Raw genomic sequence first — 17,233 nt, 5'->3', positions numbered from 1 at the left:
CGGCTAAGGCCGCCGCCAATCGCGGTTCAACCCGCGGCGGCTCTTTCATCAGTCTTAGCAGGTAGGCGATCATGAAGATCAGCGGCGTGGACATCCGTCCGGGCAACATCATCGAGTACGAAGGCGGCATCTGGCGCGCCGTGAAGATCCAGCACACGCAGCCCGGCAAGGGCGGCGCCTACATGCAGGTCGAGATGAAGAACCTCATCGACGGCCGCAAGACCAACGTCCGCTTCCGCTCCGCCGAGACCGTTGAGCGCGTCCGCCTCGACACCAAGGACTTCCAGTTCCTCTACCACGACGGCGACATGCTCGTGTTCATGGACAAGGAGAATTACGAGCAGGTCTCGCTCGCCGAGGACCTGATCGGCGATCCGGCGGCCTTCCTCCAGGACGGCATGGACGTGGTGATGGAGCTCTACAACGAGCGTCCAATCAGCGTTCAGCTTCCGGACCAGATCGAAGCGACGATCGTCGAGGCCGACGCGGTGGTGAAAGGGCAGACGGCCTCGTCCAGCTACAAGCCGGCAGTTCTCGACAATGGCGTCCGCGTGATGGTCCCCCCGCATATCGCGAGCGGAACCCGTATCGTCGTCGATACGTACAGCCGCGAATATGTTCGCCGTGCCGACTAAGTAGACGATCATTGGTATCCCATTCCGGCCTGATCACCGTCATGCAGCGAGCCGCTCACAAGGCGGCACCGCGCCTTCGGCGCGACTTCGGCGAGGTTGAGCAGCTCCAGGTCAGCCGAAAGGGGCCCGCCGATTTCGTTTCGATGGCCGACAAGCGCGCTGAGCAGACAATTGTCGAGGAGCTGCGTAATGCGCGACCCGACTGGGGGTTGCTCCTCGAGGAAGGCGGCGAGGTGGAGGGAAATCCTTCCAAGCCGCGCTGGATCGTTGATCCGCTCGATGGAACCACCAACTTCCTTCACGGCATCCCGCATTTCTCCATCTCGATTGCCGTTGAGGAGAAAAGACCCGACGGTCGTCCGGAGATTACGCACGGTCTGGTCTACCAGCCGCTTACGGACGAGGGTTTCTGGGCCGAAAAAGGCAGGGGAGCCTGGCTTCAGGATCGCCGTCTCCGCGCTTCGTCTCGCCGCGACCTGGCCGATTGCGTGGTTGGAACTGGCATTCCTCACTGTGGTCGAGGTGTCCCGGCTGAATGGTCGAAGATTTACGGCGCTGTCGCCCCGCACGTTTCGGGCGTCCGGCGGTTCGGTTCGGCCGCGCTCGACCTGGCCTGGGTCGCGGCGGGGCGGATGGACGGTTTCTGGGAAGACGATCTGGATCGGTGGGATACCGCCGCGGGTGTCCTGCTGGTCCGCGAGGCTGGCGGCTTCGTGAGCGATTATCGGGGCTCGGACCGCATCTTTGAACGTCGTGAATATATCGCCGCGTCCGGCGCCATCCACAGCCGCCTGCAGAAGCTGATTGCCGGTGCTTTGCGCTAGCAAAATTGGCCATTTTCGTGAGGGCGGGCGGGTTGCCCTCGCAACCTGCTGGCCTAAAGCCCCGCCAAGTTTTCGAACCCCGGAGATTTGCTTGTCCAGCGTAGCCGCCGGATATCTACCGATCCTGCTCTTCCTCGGCATCGCGCTCGCGCTGTCGAGCGCTTTCGTCGTGCTTCCGATGATCGTGTCGCGCTTGACCGGTGCCCACCGCCCGGATCCCGCGAAGCTGGCCGAATATGAGTGCGGCTTTCCGGCGTTCGAGGATGCCCGTGCCCAGTTCGACGTCCGCTTCTACCTCGTCGCGATCCTGTTCATCGTGTTCGACCTCGAAGCGGCCTTTCTCTTCCCTTGGGCGGTCAGCCTGGACTTCACCAGGCTGTCTGGCTGGATCGCTATGATGATCTTCCTCGCGGAGCTTGGCCTTGGCCTTGCCTATGCGTGGAAGAAGGGGCCCTCGAATGGGAGTGATGCTCGATCCCCGACACGATCGCATGCCGACCGAGGAGGAGCTTGCGCGTCTCGCGGGCCTCGTTCCCGGCGACATCGACCGCGCGAAGCTCGAAGAGTTGCGCCAGAGCCTGGACGAAAAAGGCTTCCTGGTCACCACGACCGAGGATTTGTTCACCTGGGCGCGCACCGGTTCACTGTGGTGGATGACCTTCGGCCTCGCCTGCTGCGCGGTCGAGATGATCCATGTGAACATGCCACGCTATGACCTTGAAAGGTTTGGCGTCGCTCCGCGCGCGAGCCCGCGCCAGTCGGACGTGATGATCGTTGCCGGGACGCTCTGCAACAAGATGGCTCCGGCGCTCCGGCGGGTTTACGACCAGATGTCGGAGCCGCGTTACGTGATTTCGATGGGCAGCTGCGCCAATGGCGGCGGCTATTACCACTACAGCTACTCGGTGGTTCGCGGCTGCGACCGCATCGTTCCGGTCGACATTTACGTTCCCGGCTGCCCGCCGACCGCGGAAGCTTTGCTCTACGGAATCCTCCAGCTCCAGCGGAAGATCCGCCGCGAGGGGACGATCGCACGCTGATGGCCGTCAAACTCGCACTGCACGTCCCCAAGACCGCATCGGACGAGGGGTCATCGACGCCGCCAAGAAGGCTCTCGGCGACAAGATTATCGACGTGAAGGATCATGTCGGCGAAATCACACTGACGGTTCGCCGCGACAGTGTCGTCGATGCGCTGCGCACTCTGCGCGACACGCCTGGTCTCGAATATCAGCAGCTAATGGAGATCGCCGGAGCCGACTATCCCGAGCGCCCCGAGCGCTTCGAGGTGAACTACCAGCTCCTGTCGCTGACAAAGAACCGCCGCCTTCGCGTGAAGGTGCTGACCGACGAAACTTCTCCGGTGCCGACTGCGACGGTTGTCTGGCCGGTCGCCAATTGGCTCGAACGCGAAGTGTTCGACATGTACGGCGTGCTCTTCGAGGGGCATCCCGACCTGCGACGGATCCTGACCGACTACGGGTTCGAGGGATACCCGAACCGCAAGGACTTCCCGCTGACCGGCCATGTCGAGCTTCGTTATTCCGAGGTCGAGAAGCGCGTCGTCTACGAACCTGTCCAGCTTCCACAGGATTTCCGAACGTTCGACTTCCTGATGCCGTGGGAAGGCCCGGAGTACAGGCTTCCAGGCGATGAAAAAGCGACCGCCGAGGCGGCCGGAGCGCCTTCACCCGCGCCCGCGCCGAACGCGCCGGCGGCCGTGAACCCGAAGACTCCTGTCGCAACGCCGAAGACGACCGAAAAGCCTGCCGACACGGGTGCCGGCGCTCCGGCGAATGCGGAGGCAAAGAAGCAGGCCCGTAAGCCGGCTACCGCAAAGGCGAAGTCGGAAGTGAGCAAGGCCAGCAAGACCGCCGCTCCGAAGCCGCAGAGCACCGGCCGCCGTAGGCCCGGGGTGCTGCATGACCGACACCCGTTCGCGCACGGTCGAGGTAAACGTCGGCGCCGGCACGGCTGGCGACGACACCGTCAGCAATTACACGATCAACTTCGGCCCGCAGCACCCTGCGGCGCACGGCGTCCTTCGAATGATCATGGAGCTCGACGGCGAGATCGTCGAGCGCGTCGATCCGCACATCGGCCTGCTCCACCGCGGGACCGAGAAGCTAATCGAGTACAAGACCTACCAGCAGGCGCTGCCCTACTTCGACCGGCTCGATTACTGCTCGCCGATGTGCATGGAGCACAGCTTCGTGCTGGCAATCGAGAAGTTGATGGGCCTCGAGGTGCCGCTCCGCGCCCAGTACATTCGCGTGCTGATGGCGGAGCTGACCCGCATCTCCAATCACATGCTGAACCTCGGCAGCCACATCATGGACGTCGGCGCGATGACTCCGAACCTGTGGCTGTTCGAGGTCCGCGAGGACACGCTCCAGTTCTACGAGCGGGCGTCCGGCGCGCGCATGCACGCCAATTACTTCCGCGCGGGCGGCGTTCGCTACGACTTGCCGGAGAAGATGCTCGTTGACCTTGGCGACTGGCTCGATAACCGGCTTCACCTGTTCGAGGACGCGATCAGCCTTGTCGCTGACAATCGAATCTTCAAGCAGCGCAATGTCGATATCGGCGTCGTCAGCAAGGAAGACGCGATCGCCTGGGGCTTCTCGGGCCCGATGATCCGCGCTGCCGGCATTCCGTGGGATATCCGCCGTTCGCAGCCTTACGAAGTCTACGACCGGATGGACTTCGACATTCCGGTCGGCACCAACAGCGACTGCTACGACCGCTTCATGGTCCGCGTGGAGGAAGTGCGGCAGTCGGCGAAGATCATGCGCCAGTGCCTCAAAGAGATGCCGAAGGGGCCAGTCGGATCGGAAGACCGGAAGGTGTTCCCGCCGAGCCGTTCCGAGATGAAGACTTCGATGGAGGCCCTCATCCACCACTTCAAGCTCTACACCGAGGGCTATCACGTGCCCGAGGGCGAAGTGTATGTCGCGACGGAGAGCCCGAAGGGCGAGTTCGGCGTCTACCTCGTCGCCGATGGGACGAACCGTCCGTACCGCTGCAAGATACGCCCAACGGCGTTCAGCCACCTCCAAGCCATGGACTTTATGATGAAGGGCCACATGCTGGCGGATGTGACGGCCGTGTTGTCCGCAATCGACGTGGTTTTTGGGGAGTGCGACCGCTGATGGCCGGCCAAGCTGGAATCATCGACGATCCGGAAGTCCGGGCGCGCTGGGGAGATTTCCAGTGGACGCCGGAGAATGCGCGCAAGGCGAAGGAGATCGTCGCGCGTTATCCGGAAGGGCGCCAGATGTCGGCGTCGATCCCGTTTCTCGACCTCGCCCAGCGGCAGGTCGGAGCGGAGACGAGCACGCAGGGGTGGCTGCCGCTGCCCGTCATGGAATTCGTCGCTCGCGAACTCGACATGGCGCCGATCCACGTCCTCGAGGTCGCGACCTTTTACACCATGTTCAACCTGCAGCCGGTTGGCCGCTTCCATGTGCAGGTTTGCGGGACGACGCCGTGCATGCTGCGCGGCTCGGACGACGTGCTGCGTGCCTGTGAGCTTCGCGGCATGCGCAAGGGCCATACGACGGAGGATGGGTTGTTCACGCTGACCGAGGTCGAATGCCTTGGCGCCTGCGCAAACGCGCCGATGGTCCAGATCAACGACGACAATTACGAAGACCTGACCGAGGAGAGCATGGGCGCGATCCTCGATGCGCTGGCTCGCGGCGAGACGCCGAAGCCCGGGCCGCAGGTCGACCGGCAAACGAGCTGCCCGAGGGAGGTCCGACCAGCCTCAAGAAAATGGCCGAGCGTAACTACGATTATCGCAGCCAGTGGAACGCCGGTTCGGCCGGGGAGGGCGCGCAATGAAAGGCGTCCTGAAGATCGTCCTTGCGATCATCATCATCGTCGTGGCGTGGAAGATCCTGAAGGGCCTGATCGGCCTCGCGATCGGCGTCGCGCTCGCGGGCCTCGTCGTCTACGGCGGAATGAAGCTGCTGGAGGGGCCGCGCAATGGGTAGCGTCACCCCGATCTCCGACAAGGACCGAATCTTCACCAACGTCTACGGCTTCCAGGAGCCGTGGCTGAAAGCGGCGCGTGCCCGGGGCGACTGGGACGGTACAGCCACACTGATGAAGCGCGGCCAGGACAGGATTATCGAGGAGATCAAGGACTCCGGGCTTCGTGGTCGCGGAGGCGCTGGCTTCCCGACCGGCATGAAGTGGAGCTTCATGCCCAAGGAGCCGAAGCCGGGTAAGCCGAACTTCCTGGTCATCAACGCCGACGAGTCCGAGCCCGGTTCGTGCAAGGACCGCGAGATCATCCGCCACGATCCGCACAAGCTGATCGAGGGTGCGCTGATCGCCGGCTTCGCGATGCGGGCGCGGGCAGGCTACATCTACATTCGTGGCGAATTCATTCGTGAAACTGAGGTTTTACGAAAAGCAGTTGCGGAAGCGTATGAAGCCGGGTTGCTGGGCAAGAATGCCGCCGGCTCAGGCTATGACTTCGACCTTTTCGTCCACCGCGGCGCGGGTGCCTACATCTGCGGCGAAGAGACGGCGATGCTCGAAAGCCTCGAGGGCAAGCAGGGCAAGCCGCGCTTGAAGCCGCCGTTCCCGGCAGGTGCGGGCCTCTACGGCTGCCCGACCACCGTCAACAATGTCGAGAGCATCGCGGTCGTCCCGACGATCCTGCGGCGCGGCGCTACCTGGTTCGCGGGCTTCGGCAATCCGAAGAACGAAGGCACCAAGCTGTTCCAGATCAGCGGCCACGTGAACAAGCCGTGCGTGGTCGAGGAGACCATGTCGATCTCGTTCCGTGAGCTGATCGACCTGCATGCAGGCGGAATTCGCGGTGGATGGGACAACCTGCTGGCGGTAATCCCCGGCGGCTCATCGGTTCCGCTGGTTCCGGCGGCTGAGATCATGGATGCGCCGATGGACTTCGACGGGCTGAAAGCGCTCGGTTCCGGCCTCGGCACCGCGGCGGTCATCGTCATGGACAAGTCGACCGACATCGTTCGCGCGATCAGCCGCATCTCCTATTTCTACAAGCACGAGAGCTGCGGCCAGTGCACACCATGCCGCGAAGGCACCGGCTGGATGTGGCGCATGATGGAGCGCCTCCGCGAAGGCGACGCTGACGTGGCGAGCATCGACAAGCTCTACGACGTCACCAAGCAGGTCGAGGGCCACACAATCTGCGCGCTCGGCGACGCCGCCGCCTGGCCGATCCAGGGGCTGATCCGCCATTTCCGCCCGGAACTGGAGCGCCGCATCGCCGAACACACCGGCCGTGGAATGCTGGAGGCAGCCGAATGAGCACGACGACGATCATCCTCATTGTCGCTGTGGTTGCAGTCATTGCGCTTCTCGTGGCGCGAGGCGGTGGACCGCGCATCACGACGATTGAACGGCGGCGCGAAACTGAAGACCGAAAGAACGGCGACGATGCCTAAAGTTACCGTCGACGGGGTTGAGATCGAGGTCCCGCAGGGCGCGACCGTCCTGCAGGCCTGTGAGCTCGCCGGCAAGGAGATCCCGCGCTTCTGCTATCACGAGCGGCTGTCGATCGCCGGCAACTGCCGCATGTGCCTGGTCGAAGTCGCGCCCGGACCGCCCAAGCCGCAGGCGAGCTGCGCGCTTCCGGCCGCCGATGGCCAGACGATCCGAACCGACACACCGATGGTGAAGAAGGCCCGCGAAGGGGTGATGGAGTTCCTGCTCATCAATCACCCACTCGACTGCCCGATCTGCGACCAGGGCGGCGAGTGCGACCTTCAGGACCAGGCGATGGCCTATGGCCGCCCGTTCTCGCGCTTCGACGAGAATAAGCGCGCCATTGACGACAAATACATGGGCCCGGTCATCAAGACCGCGATGACGCGCTGCATCCAGTGCACGCGGTGCATCCGCTTTTCGGAAGAAGTCGCGGGCGTTCCCGAACTCGGGATGCTTTATCGGGGCGAGGACAGCCAGATCACGTCCTACCTCGAGAAGGCCGTGACTACCGAAATGGCCGGCAACCTGGCCGATGTTTGCCCGGTTGGGGCGCTGCTTCAGAAGCCCCAGGCGTTCGAAAGCCGTCCGTGGGAGCTTCGCCGCGTTCCCGGCATCGACGTCATGGACGCGGTGGGATCCAACATCCGGTTCGATGTCCGCCAGCGGCAGGTCATGCGCATACTTCCGCGCGTCAATGACGACGTGAACGAGGAGTGGATCAGCGACAAGACGCGGCACCACGTCGATGCGCTGGTACGCAATCGCCTTGACCGTCCGTGGGTTCGTGAGAAGGGCAAGCTTCGCGAGGCAAGCTGGAGCGAGGCGCTCGACCTGTTCGCCAAGCGTCTGAAGAAGGCCGGTGCGAATGTCGCTGCCATTGCCGGCGACCTCCTTGACGCCGAGACAATGTACGCCGCGAAGAAGCTGCTGGAGGCGCAGGGCTCGTCGCTGCTCGAGGGCCGCCAGACCGGGCTGACCTACGACGTGTCGAGCCTTGCCGCGATCAACTTCAATTCGACCATCGCCGGCATCGAGGATGCGGACGTCGTCCTCCTCGTTGGATCGAACACGCGCTGGGAGGCTCCGCTGGTCAACACGCGGCTTCGCAAGGCTCAGCGCAAGGGAGCCAAGATCTTCGGTCTCGGACCTGAAGTCGACCTCGGCATGAAGGTCGCGTGGATCGGAAACGACCTGAAGCTGCTTGGGAAGCTTCCCAAGGAAGTAGCTGATGCGTTCGCCAAGGCCGAGCGTCCGGCCGTCATCGTCGGCGCGGGCGCTCTTGCAGCCAACGCGCTCGGCGCGGCGCTTGGCCTGGGGAAATCGCTCAAGCTCGTCCGCGACGGCTGGAACGGTTTCAACGTCCTTCACACAAGCGCATCGCGCATGGCCGGCCTGATCCTTGGCTACGCGCAGAAGGGCGGCATCGCCGATATCGATAAGGCGAAACCGGAAGTCGTGCTGCTCCTGGGCGCGGACGAAGTCGATCCGGCACGCTTCGCGGGAAGCTTCAAGGTGTACATCGGCCACCACGGCGACAATGGCGCCCGGCAGGCCGATCTGGTGCTCCCCGGCGCAGCTTATGCCGAGAAGCACGGCACCTACGTTAACACCGAGGGGCGGGTTCAGCGCAGCGAGCGCGCAACGTTTGCTCCGGGCGAGGCTCGCGAGGACTGGACGATTTTCCGCGCCGTGTCCGATCTGTTCGGCTCGCCCTTGCCGTTCGACCGTTTCGACCAGCTTCGCGCGAAGATGGTCGCGGAGTATCCGCAGCTCGGTCGCGACGGCCTGATCGCGTTCGATTGGTCGCCGCCGAAGCCCGACGCGAAGGCTGAGGGTGCGGTCGTCTATCCGATTCGCGACTTTTATCTGACCAACGCGATCACCCGCTCCAGCCCGACCATGCATGTCTGTTCGGAAGAACTCGTACAGGGCCGCCGCGTGCAGGAGGCTGCCGAGTGACGGCCTGGTTCCAATCCTGGGGCATGACCTACGAATGGTCGTGGTTCATCGCCACGATCATCGGCATCCTCGTCATCGCGCTTCCGCTGATGTTGGCGGTGGCGATGATCATCTATGCCGACCGCAAGATCTGGGCGGCGATTGCCCTTCGCCGTGGCCCGAACGTGGTTGGGCCGTGGGGCCTGCTGCAGAGCTTCGCTGACGGCCTCAAGGTCTTCCTCAAGGAAACGATCATTCCGTCGGGCGCCAATCGCGGCCTGTTCCTGATCGCGCCGATTATCACCTTCACGGTGGCGCTGATCGTCTGGGCGGTGATCCCGTTCGCTCCGGGCGTCGTCCTCGCGAATATCAACGTGGGGCTGCTCTACGTCCTCGCTGCAAGCTCGCTCGGCGTTTACGGCGTGATCGTCGCGGGTTGGGCTTCGAACTCCAAATATCCCTTCTTCTCGGCGCTCCGCGCGGCCGCGCAGATGGTGAGCTACGAGGTCTCGATCGGCTTCGTGCTGATCTGTGTCGTGCTCTATTCGAACACGTTCAACCTGAGCGGGATCGTGCTTGCCCAGCAGGGCCACAAGCTTTTCGGCCTGCTGAACGGCTACGGCTTCAACCCTCTGCTTTTCCCGATGGCGGTTGTGTTCCTGATCAGCTCGATGGCCGAGACCTTCCGCACGCCGTTCGACCTGGTCGAGGCGGAGAGCGAGCTGGTTGCCGGACACCAGACCGAATATAGCTCGATGGCCTTCGCGCTCTTTTGGCTTGGCGAGTACGGCAACGTCATCCTGATGTGCGCACTCAACGCCATCCTGTTCTGGGGTGGCTGGCTGCCGCCGGTGAACTGGAAACCGCTCTACGGCTTCTTCTTCACGCCGGAGCTGACCGGTCTGTTCTGGTTGTTCCTGAAGATGAGCTTCTTCTTCTTCGTCTTCAGCTGGGTGAAGGCGACGGTGCCGAGGTACCGTTACGACCAGCTCATGCGGCTCGGGTGGAAGATATTCCTGCCGCTCAGCATCCTTTTCGTCGTCATCATCTCTGGATGGCTCATGTTCTCCCGCTACGGAGGCGCGGCATGATTTCGCGCACCATCAAGGCATTCACCCTCTGGGAGTTCGTGAAAGCGCACTGGCTGACCTTGAAGTACTTCTTCAAGCCCAAGGCGACCATCAACTACCCCTACGAGAAGGCGCCGCAGTCTCCACGTTTCCGCGGCGAACATGCTCTGCGCCGCTACCCGAACGGGGAAGAGCGATGCATCGCCTGCAAGCTGTGCGAAGCGGTGTGCCCGGCACTAGCGATCACCATCGAGGCAGAACCGCGCGAGGACGGCAGCCGCCGGACCACACGTTACGACATCGACATGGTGAAGTGCATCTATTGCGGGCTGTGCGCGGAGGCTTGCCCGGTGGATGCGATCGTCGAGGGACCGAACCTCGAATTCGCGACCGAGACGCGCGAGGAATTGCTTTACGACAAGGCGAAACTGCTCGCCAATGGCGACCGGTGGGAGAGGGCGATTGCTGCCAATCTTGCCGCCGATGCCCCTACCGATAAGCGCGCCGCAACAGGGTCCAAGACTTGATCGCACTCCTTGCCTTTTACCTCTTCGCGACGGTCATGATCGCCTCGGCGGTCTGCGTGATCTTCGCGCGCAATCCGGTGCACAGCGTGCTCTGGCTGATCCTCGCGTTCTTCAACGCGGCGGGGCTGATGCTGCTCGTCGGCGCCGAGTTCATCGCGATGCTTCTGGTCATCGTCTACGTTGGCGCGGTCGCGGTGCTGTTCCTGTTCGTCGTCATGATGCTGGACATCGACTTCGCGGAGCTACGGTCCGGCTTCACAAGGAATCTGCCGTTCGGGATTATCCTCGCCATCGTCCTGCTCGCCGAGATGGTGCTTGCGATCAGCGCGTGGAAGGCCGGCCCGGTGCTCAGCGGCGCGGTGCCACGTGACACTGCTGTCGAACCCAACATCGTGGCCCTCGGCCAGGTACTCTACAGCCGCTTCCTCTACCCATTCGAAATTGCCGGTTTGATCCTGCTCGTCGCGATGATCGGCGCGATTGTCCTGACGCACCGCAGCCGTGGCGACGTTCGCGGCCAGAAGGTCTCGAAGCAGGTTGATCGCCGCCCGGACGAGGCCATCAAGCTTGAAAATCCAACCGTGGGCGAGGGCATGAAGCTGTGATTACACTTGCTCATTTCCTCACCGTTGCCGCGATCCTGTTCGTGCTAGGCGTGCTTGGCATCTTCCTCAATCGCCGCAACGTCATCCTCATCCTGATGGCGATCGAGCTCATCCTGCTCGCCGTGAACATCAACCTGGTCGCGTTCAGCGCCTTCCTTGGCGATCTCGTCGGGCAGGTGATGGCGATGTTCGTCCTGACCGTCGCCGCCGCCGAAGCCGCCATCGGCCTCGCCATCCTCGTCATTTTCTTCCGTCGCCGCGGCTCGATCGCGGTCGACGACGTCAACCGGATGCACGGCTGATGCACCCTGTAATCTTCATCGTCTTCCTGCCGTTGTTGGCCGCAATCATTGCGGGCCTTGGCGGTCGCTGGATCGGTCAGACGCCGTCTAAGGTGGTCACGACCGGTTCGCTGTTCATCGGCGCGGCGCTCAGTTGGCCGATCTTCATCGGCTATTTGACCGGCGGATCGCAGGAGCAGGTCGTCCAGGTCCTGTCTTGGATCAACTCCGGCAATCTGCAGGTCGCGTGGGAGCTTCGCGTCGATGCGCTGACGGCGGTCATGCTGGTCGTTGTCACGACCGTCTCGTCGCTCGTTCACCTCTACAGCTGGGGCTACATGGCCGAGGATCCGAGCCAGCCTCGCTTCTTCGCATACCTGTCGCTGTTCAGCTTCGCGATGCTCATGCTGGTGACGGCCAACAACCTCGTCCAGATGTTCTTCGGCTGGGAAGGGGTCGGTCTCGCGTCCTACCTGCTGATCGGCTTCTGGTACCATAAACCATCCGCCAATGCGGCGGCGCTCAAGGCGTTCGTCGTCAATCGCGTCGGCGATTTCGGCTTCTCGCTCGGCATCTTCGGTACCTTCTGGGTATTCGGAACGCTTTCGATCCCGGCGATCCTTGCTGCAGCGCCCTCGATGGCCGGTTCGACGGTCGGCTTCGCGGGCATGCACGTCGACACGATGACTTTGCTCTGCCTGCTTCTGTTCGTCGGAGCGATGGGCAAGTCGGCGCAGCTCGGCCTTCACACCTGGCTTCCGGACGCGATGGAGGGCCCGACACCGGTCAGCGCCCTGATCCACGCGGCCACGATGGTGACCGCCGGCGTGTTCATGGTCTGCCGCCTGTCCCCGATGTTCGAGCAGAGCGCGACGGCAACGATGGTCGTGACCTTCGTCGGCGCGGCTACTGCTTTCTTTGCGGCGACGGTTGGCACAGCCCAGAACGACATCAAGCGCGTGATCGCTTATTCAACCTGCTCGCAGCTCGGCTACATGTTCTTCGCGGCAGGCGTCGGCGCATACGGCGCGGCGATGTTCCATTTGTTCACGCACGCCTTCTTCAAGGCTCTGCTGTTCCTCGGCGCTGGCTCGGTCATCCACGCGATGCACCACGAGCAGGACATGCGCTTCTACGGCGGCCTTCGTAAGGAAATCCCGTTCACCTTCTGGGTGATGTTGATCGGCACGCTCGCGATCACCGGCGTCGGAATCCTCGGCGTCGGGTTCGCTGGCTATCACTCGAAGGACGCGATCTTGGAGAGCGCTTATGCGAGCGGCTCCGTCCACGGAACGATCGCCTTCTGGGCAGGCGCGATCGCGGCCTTGCTCACCAGCTTCTATTCCTGGCGCCTGATGTTCCTGACCTTCTGGGGCAAGCCGCGCTGGGGAGCCTCGGAGCACATCCGGCACGCCGTCCATGGCGATCACGATCATCCGGACGCGGAGCATGGCGACAGCTCGCATGATGACGACATGCCGCCGGCAGGCACGGGAGGATACCATCCGCACGAAAGCCCGCTGACAATGTTGGTTCCGATCGGTCTGCTGGCTGTCGGCGCAATCGCGGCCGGCTTCACGTTCAGCCACTACTTCCTGGAATCAGCCGAATTCTGGAACGGCAGCGTCGCGTTCAACGAGCACCTCGCTCACGCGATGCACGGCGTTCCGACCTGGGTGAAGTACACTGCGACGGTCGTGATGCTGATTGGCCTCGCGATTGCCTACAACAATTACATACGAAACCCGCAGGATGCGGCCGGCTTCGTCAAGCAGTTCGGCGGAATCTACCGCTTCGTGAAGAACAAATGGTACTTCGACGAGCTGTACGACCGCCTCTTCATTCGGCCTTCGCTTTGGTTCGGCCGACTGTTCTGGATGCGCGGTGACGAGGGCACGATCGACCGCTTTGGCCCGCATGGCGCGGCCTATGCGGTGGGCGTCGGCAACAAGATCACAGCCCGCCTCCAGTCGGGGTACCTCTATTCTTATGCACTCGTGATGCTTCTCGGCCTGATCGGCGCGGCAAGCTGGGCGATCTGGTGGGCGAGCAAGTGACGAATCTTCCCTTGTTAACCCTGCTCGTCGCCATTCCGCTCGTCGCCGGCGGACTGTGCCTGTTCGTCAACGCGAGCGCGGCGCGCTGGATCGCGCTGATCGCCACCCTGATCGACTTGGCTCTCGGCTCCTACCTCTGGGCTGCGTTCGACCCGAACGGAGCACAGTGGCAGTTCGTCGAGCATCTGCCGCTCGCCGCCGGCATCAACTGGGACCTCGGTATCGACGGCATCGCCTTGGTGCTGATCATGCTGTCAGTGTTCCTGATGCCGATCTGTATCGGGGCCAGCTGGCGCTCAATCGACAAGCGCGTGCCTGAATACATGGCGGCTTTCCTGCTGATGGAAGCATTGATGCTCGGCGTGTTCGCCGCGCAGGACCTGTTCCTCTTCTATGTCTTCTTCGAGGGCGGCCTCATTCCGATGTACCTGATTATCGGCATTTGGGGCGGCGCCGAGCGCATCAAGGCGAGCTACAAGTTCTTCCTCTACACCCTGTTCGGCTCGGTCCTGATGCTGATCGCCATGATCTACATGGTGCTCCAGGCGAAGACGACCTCGATCCCGGTGCTGATGGCACACGACTTCCCGGTCGACGCGCAGAAATGGCTCTGGCTAGCCTTCTTCGCGAGCTTCGCGGTGAAGATGCCGATGTGGCCGGTCCATACCTGGTTGCCCGACGCGCACGTTCAGGCGCCGACGGCGGGCTCGGTCATCCTGGCGGGCGTGCTGCTGAAGATGGGTGGCTACGGTTTCATCCGCTTCTCGCTACCGATGTTCCCCGAGGGCTCGGCGATGTTCGTGCCGTTCGTCTTCGTCCTGAGCGGGATTGCGGTCGTCTACACTAGCCTTGTCGCTTTGGTTCAGACCGACATGAAGAAGCTGATCGCTTATTCGTCGGTCGCGCACATGGCATTCGTGACGTTCGGCCTGTTCGCTTTCAACCGGCAGGGCATCGAAGGCGCGATGATGGTCATGCTTGGCCACGGTCTCGTGTCGGGTGCGCTCTTCCTTTGCGTCGGCGTGGTCTACGACCGGCTGCATACCCGCGAGATCGCCAAGTATGGCGGTCTGTCAAACAACATGCCGGGCTATGCTTTACTGTTCATGGTGTTCACCATGGCGAGTGTGGGACTTCCGGGCACGAGCAACTTCGTCGGTGAATTCCTGAGCCTGGTCGGAACGTACAAGGTTTCAAGCTGGGCAGCGGTCGTGGCGACGACGGGGATCATTCTCGGCGCGGCATACATGCTCCTGCTCTACTGGCGGATCGCCTTCGGTGAGGCGCGGACGAAGGAAGCCGCACTGATGACCGACCTGTCGGCTCGCGAATGGTGGCTGCTGGCACCGATCGCAGCAGGCGTCTTCTGGATGGGCATTTATCCTGAAAGCTTCATCCGCCCGTTCCGCAACGACGTCGGCCGGATCCTGGAGCGCGTCGAGCGCGCAACGCCGGCCGGCGACATGAACCTTACTCCGGGCAAGCCGCAGCCGCAGGCTGAACAGCACGCAGCCGAGGCAGCACACTAATGAACCAGTTCGCACCCATCCTCCCTGAGCTGATCCTCACGGTCAGCGGCATCGTCCTGATGATGGTCGCTGCCTGGGGGGGCGTCGCAGCGGCGGATTCACGAGTTGGGCGTCGGTCGCGGTCCTCGTCGCAGCAACTTTCGCTTTGATCGGCGCTCCGTCCCACGCAGGCGGCGTGTTCGGCGGCCTGATCACGGCCGACCTATTCGGGTCGTTCGGCAAGGCGATTATCTTCATCGCGTCTGCCGTCGCGATCATCGCCGCCTATGGCTGGTTCGAGCGGGATACCGAGCATAGCGCCGAATATTCGGTCCTGATCCTGTTCAGCGCGCTTGGTGGCGCAGTGATGGTCTCGGCGACGAGCCTTGTCACACTCTACGTCGGCCTCGAGCTTCAGAGCCTCGCTTCCTACGTGCTGGCGTCCTACCGCCGGACCGACGAGCGTTCGGCTGAGGCAGGCCTCAAGTACTTTGTGTTGGGGCACTCGCGAGCGGTATCCTGCTTTACGGAATCTCGCTGCTTTACGGCTTCACCGGCACGATGAACTTCAACGGCATCGCCGCAGCCTTCGCTCGCGATGGGACAAGCTCGCTTGGCCTGCTCTTCGGCCTCGTATTCGTCCTCGCCGGCGTGGCCTTCAAGGTCTCGGCCGTGCCGTTCCACATGTGGACGCCCGACGTTTACGAAGGCGCGCCAACGCCAGTGACCGCCTTCTTCGCGTCTGCTCCTAAGGTCGCCGCCGTCTTGCTGGGAACGCGCGTCTGCCTTGATGCGCTCGCTCCGGCGACCGATGCATGGCGGCAGATTGTGATCTTCGCTGCGCTTGCGTCCATCTTCCTCGGCGCGGTCGCCGCGTTCGGGCAGACGAACATCAAGCGACTGCTGGCCTATTCGTCGATTAACAACGTCGGCTTCGCGCTGGTCGGACTTGCCGCGGGCACTCCGCAGGGCGCTTCGTCGGTGTTGTTCTACATGGCGGTCTACGTCGTGATGACCCTCGGAGCGTTCCTTTGCGTCCTCTGGATGCGCGACGAGAATGGCGATCCGATCGAGGACATCGCCTCACTCTCAGGCCTTTCCCAGACGCGTCCGGCTTTCGCGGCCGCATTCGCGATCTTCATGTTCAGCCTGGCTGGAATTCCGCCCTTGTTCGGCTTCTGGCCGAAGCTGCTCGTTTTCCAGGCAGCAGTGAGCTCGGGATTGGTCGCTTTGGCGGTCGCAGCGATCGTCGGCACGGTTGTGGGTGCCTATTACTACCTACGGATCATCAAGGTCATGTACATGGATGAGGCGGGCAAGCCGTTCTCGCGCGTGACCCAGCCGATCCAGGGCGCGCTGATCTTCCTGGCAGCCATCGCAGTGTCGCCGCTCGGGTATCTTCTGATCGGTCCCCTCGGTGCCATCACCGATCGCGCTGCAGGGTCGATCTTCTGACCCGGATACGGATTGTAGAGCGAACCGGCTCGACCAATGCCGATCTCCTGAATGACGGCAACGCGATCGAGGGCGACTGGCTCGTCGCCATGACACAAGACGCAGGCCGCGGCCGCCAACGCCGCGAATGGGTCAGCGAAGCCGGCAATTTCTTCGGCAGTACCTTGGTCGTGCTGGGCGCGGCCGATCCGGCTCCGCAGTCGCTCTCACTTGCCGCGGGACTGGCGCTGATTGAAGCTGTCGCCGTCGCGGTGCCGAGCCAGCCTCTTATGCTGAAGTGGCCGAATGACCTGATGCTCGGCCACTCGAAGCTTGCGGGAATCCTGCTTGAACGGAACGGTGACCGGGTCGTCGTCGGCTTCGGTGTGAATCTTTCATCTGCTCCCAAGCTGGAGGGCCGGGACGCAGCAGCCCTGAACGGCGCGCTCCTGCCTCAAGCCTTTGCGCCTCTGCTCGCGGGAAGCTTCGCGCGAATGCTCTCGCTTTGGCGCAGCTCGACGCCCGAAGCGTTCGCCCAGGCATGGCTCGTTCGCGCCCATCCGGTCGGGACCCATCTCACGGTCCATTCGAGCGCAGATGAGAAGGTCACCGGCACTTTTGACGGCATCGATCCCGACGGAGCGCTTCGTCTGCGCCGTGACGGTGAAGTCGACGTGATCCGAGCCGGAGACGTCGAACTCTAGAGGCCGCTAGCATCTACAAACGGGGGGCCGGGCAGCCAGCCACGACGCTTCCGTCCGGAATTTCTGCAACGACGGTGCTTCCGGCTCCGACAACGACATCTGATCCGATGGTGACCCCTGGCCGAAAGGCGGAGCCGACTCCGATCAGGCTGCGAGGTGCCGACCCTCAC

At 62.9% G+C, this 17,233-nt stretch carries 16 protein-coding genes and 4 pseudogenes; 19 read left to right on the top strand and 1 reads right to left on the bottom strand.

Features of this window, described 5'->3' with window-relative positions; translation table 11 throughout:
- The first annotated feature begins 71 nt into the window (after nt 1-71).
- The 19 genes and pseudogenes from efp (at nt 72) to H9L14_RS07310 (ending at nt 17,063) form a co-directional block, all read left to right on the top strand.
- Nucleotides 72-635, top strand: coding sequence for an elongation factor P (efp, locus tag H9L14_RS07400; RefSeq protein WP_187707614.1), 564 nt, complete (start codon nt 72-74; stop codon nt 633-635).
- An 11-nt stretch (nt 636-646) separates the two neighbouring features.
- The gene (locus H9L14_RS07395) at nt 647-1,459 is read left to right on the top strand and encodes an inositol monophosphatase family protein (RefSeq protein WP_187707613.1); all 813 of its coding nucleotides are present in this window, start codon (nt 647-649) and stop codon (nt 1,457-1,459) included.
- A gap of 91 nt (nt 1,460-1,550) precedes the next feature.
- Nucleotides 1,551-1,927, top strand: a pseudogene (gene ndhC / locus H9L14_RS07390) (NADH-quinone oxidoreductase subunit A).
- A gap of 23 nt (nt 1,928-1,950) precedes the next feature.
- The gene (locus H9L14_RS07385) at nt 1,951-2,499 is read left to right on the top strand and encodes a NuoB/complex I 20 kDa subunit family protein (protein ID WP_246444557.1); all 549 of its coding nucleotides are present in this window, start codon (nt 1,951-1,953) and stop codon (nt 2,497-2,499) included.
- A 37-nt stretch (nt 2,500-2,536) separates the two neighbouring features.
- Nucleotides 2,537-3,349: pseudogene (locus tag H9L14_RS07380) on the top strand (NADH-quinone oxidoreductase subunit C); the annotation flags it as partial.
- 31 nt (nt 3,350-3,380) lie between these two features.
- Nucleotides 3,381-4,610 (top strand): NADH-quinone oxidoreductase subunit D, encoded by a 1,230-nt coding sequence (locus H9L14_RS07375; RefSeq protein ID WP_187709798.1) that lies wholly within the window; start codon nt 3,381-3,383, stop codon nt 4,608-4,610.
- A pseudogene (locus tag H9L14_RS07370) lies at nt 4,610-5,304 on the top strand (complex I 24 kDa subunit family protein). Before H9L14_RS07375 ends, H9L14_RS07370 begins: the two are co-directional and overlap by 1 nt.
- Nucleotides 5,301-5,456, top strand: coding sequence for a hypothetical protein (locus H9L14_RS07365; RefSeq protein WP_187709797.1), 156 nt, complete (start codon nt 5,301-5,303; stop codon nt 5,454-5,456). The pseudogene H9L14_RS07370 and the gene H9L14_RS07365 overlap by 4 nt, the downstream one beginning before the upstream one ends.
- Nucleotides 5,449-6,759, top strand: coding sequence for an NADH-quinone oxidoreductase subunit NuoF (gene nuoF, locus H9L14_RS07360; protein ID WP_187709796.1), 1,311 nt, complete (start codon nt 5,449-5,451; stop codon nt 6,757-6,759). Before H9L14_RS07365 ends, nuoF begins: the two co-directional genes overlap by 8 nt.
- Entirely contained in the window at nt 6,756-6,896 is a 141-nt protein-coding gene (locus H9L14_RS07355) for a hypothetical protein (protein ID WP_187709795.1), read from the top strand. The genes nuoF and H9L14_RS07355 overlap by 4 nt, the downstream gene beginning before the upstream one ends.
- Nucleotides 6,889-8,898 carry an NADH-quinone oxidoreductase subunit NuoG gene (gene nuoG, locus H9L14_RS07350; protein WP_187709794.1) on the top strand — a complete coding sequence of 670 codons (2,010 nt, stop codon included), beginning with the start codon at nt 6,889-6,891 and terminating at the stop codon, nt 8,896-8,898. Before H9L14_RS07355 ends, nuoG begins: the two co-directional genes overlap by 8 nt.
- The gene (nuoH, locus tag H9L14_RS07345; protein ID WP_187709793.1) at nt 8,895-9,968 is read left to right on the top strand and encodes an NADH-quinone oxidoreductase subunit NuoH; all 1,074 of its coding nucleotides are present in this window, start codon (nt 8,895-8,897) and stop codon (nt 9,966-9,968) included. Before nuoG ends, nuoH begins: the two co-directional genes overlap by 4 nt.
- Entirely contained in the window at nt 9,965-10,474 is a 510-nt protein-coding gene (gene nuoI / locus H9L14_RS07340; RefSeq protein WP_187709792.1) for an NADH-quinone oxidoreductase subunit NuoI, read from the top strand. Before nuoH ends, nuoI begins: the two co-directional genes overlap by 4 nt.
- Nucleotides 10,471-11,079, top strand: coding sequence for an NADH-quinone oxidoreductase subunit J (locus tag H9L14_RS07335; protein WP_187709791.1), 609 nt, complete (start codon nt 10,471-10,473; stop codon nt 11,077-11,079). The genes nuoI and H9L14_RS07335 overlap by 4 nt, the downstream gene beginning before the upstream one ends.
- Entirely contained in the window at nt 11,076-11,381 is a 306-nt protein-coding gene (gene nuoK / locus H9L14_RS07330) for an NADH-quinone oxidoreductase subunit NuoK (protein ID WP_187709790.1), read from the top strand. Before H9L14_RS07335 ends, nuoK begins: the two co-directional genes overlap by 4 nt.
- Entirely contained in the window at nt 11,381-13,417 is a 2,037-nt protein-coding gene (nuoL, locus tag H9L14_RS07325; RefSeq protein ID WP_187709789.1) for an NADH-quinone oxidoreductase subunit L, read from the top strand. The genes nuoK and nuoL overlap by 1 nt, the downstream gene beginning before the upstream one ends.
- Nucleotides 13,414-14,946 carry an NADH-quinone oxidoreductase subunit M gene (locus H9L14_RS07320; RefSeq protein ID WP_187709788.1) on the top strand — a complete coding sequence of 511 codons (1,533 nt, stop codon included), beginning with the start codon at nt 13,414-13,416 and terminating at the stop codon, nt 14,944-14,946. The genes nuoL and H9L14_RS07320 overlap by 4 nt, the downstream gene beginning before the upstream one ends.
- Nucleotides 14,946-16,380: pseudogene (gene nuoN, locus H9L14_RS07315) on the top strand (NADH-quinone oxidoreductase subunit NuoN). The gene H9L14_RS07320 and the pseudogene nuoN overlap by 1 nt, the downstream one beginning before the upstream one ends.
- Nucleotides 16,377-17,063, top strand: coding sequence for a biotin--[acetyl-CoA-carboxylase] ligase (locus tag H9L14_RS07310; RefSeq protein WP_343070252.1), 687 nt, complete (start codon nt 16,377-16,379; stop codon nt 17,061-17,063). Before nuoN ends, H9L14_RS07310 begins: the two are co-directional and overlap by 4 nt.
- Nucleotides 17,064-17,076: 13 nt before the next feature.
- Here H9L14_RS07310 and H9L14_RS17390 read toward each other — a convergent pair whose 3' ends face one another.
- Nucleotides 17,077-17,208, bottom strand: a complete 132-nt coding sequence (locus H9L14_RS17390; RefSeq protein ID WP_425506905.1) for a hypothetical protein — start codon at nt 17,206-17,208, stop codon at nt 17,077-17,079.
- Nucleotides 17,209-17,233 lie beyond the last annotated feature (25 nt).

The organism is Sphingomonas sediminicola, from assembly GCF_014489515.1.
Taxonomy (GTDB): Bacteria; Pseudomonadota; Alphaproteobacteria; order Sphingomonadales; family Sphingomonadaceae; genus Sphingomicrobium; species Sphingomicrobium sediminicola.
This window is presented reverse-complemented; position numbering and strand designations above follow the sequence as displayed.

Coding starts and splice junctions, on each gene's coding strand:
- efp (WP_187707614.1), top strand. CDS start 72: ATGAAGATCAGCGGCGTGGACATCCGTCCGGGCAACATCATCGAGTAC.
- H9L14_RS07385 (WP_246444557.1), top strand. CDS start 1,951: ATGCCGACCGAGGAGGAGCTTGCGCGTCTCGCGGGCCTCGTTCCCGGC.
- H9L14_RS07375 (WP_187709798.1), top strand. CDS start 3,381: ATGACCGACACCCGTTCGCGCACGGTCGAGGTAAACGTCGGCGCCGGC.
- H9L14_RS07365 (WP_187709797.1), top strand. CDS start 5,301: ATGAAAGGCGTCCTGAAGATCGTCCTTGCGATCATCATCATCGTCGTG.
- nuoF (WP_187709796.1), top strand. CDS start 5,449: ATGGGTAGCGTCACCCCGATCTCCGACAAGGACCGAATCTTCACCAAC.
- H9L14_RS07355 (WP_187709795.1), top strand. CDS start 6,756: ATGAGCACGACGACGATCATCCTCATTGTCGCTGTGGTTGCAGTCATT.
- nuoG (WP_187709794.1), top strand. CDS start 6,889: ATGCCTAAAGTTACCGTCGACGGGGTTGAGATCGAGGTCCCGCAGGGC.
- nuoI (WP_187709792.1), top strand. CDS start 9,965: ATGATTTCGCGCACCATCAAGGCATTCACCCTCTGGGAGTTCGTGAAA.
- nuoL (WP_187709789.1), top strand. CDS start 11,381: ATGCACCCTGTAATCTTCATCGTCTTCCTGCCGTTGTTGGCCGCAATC.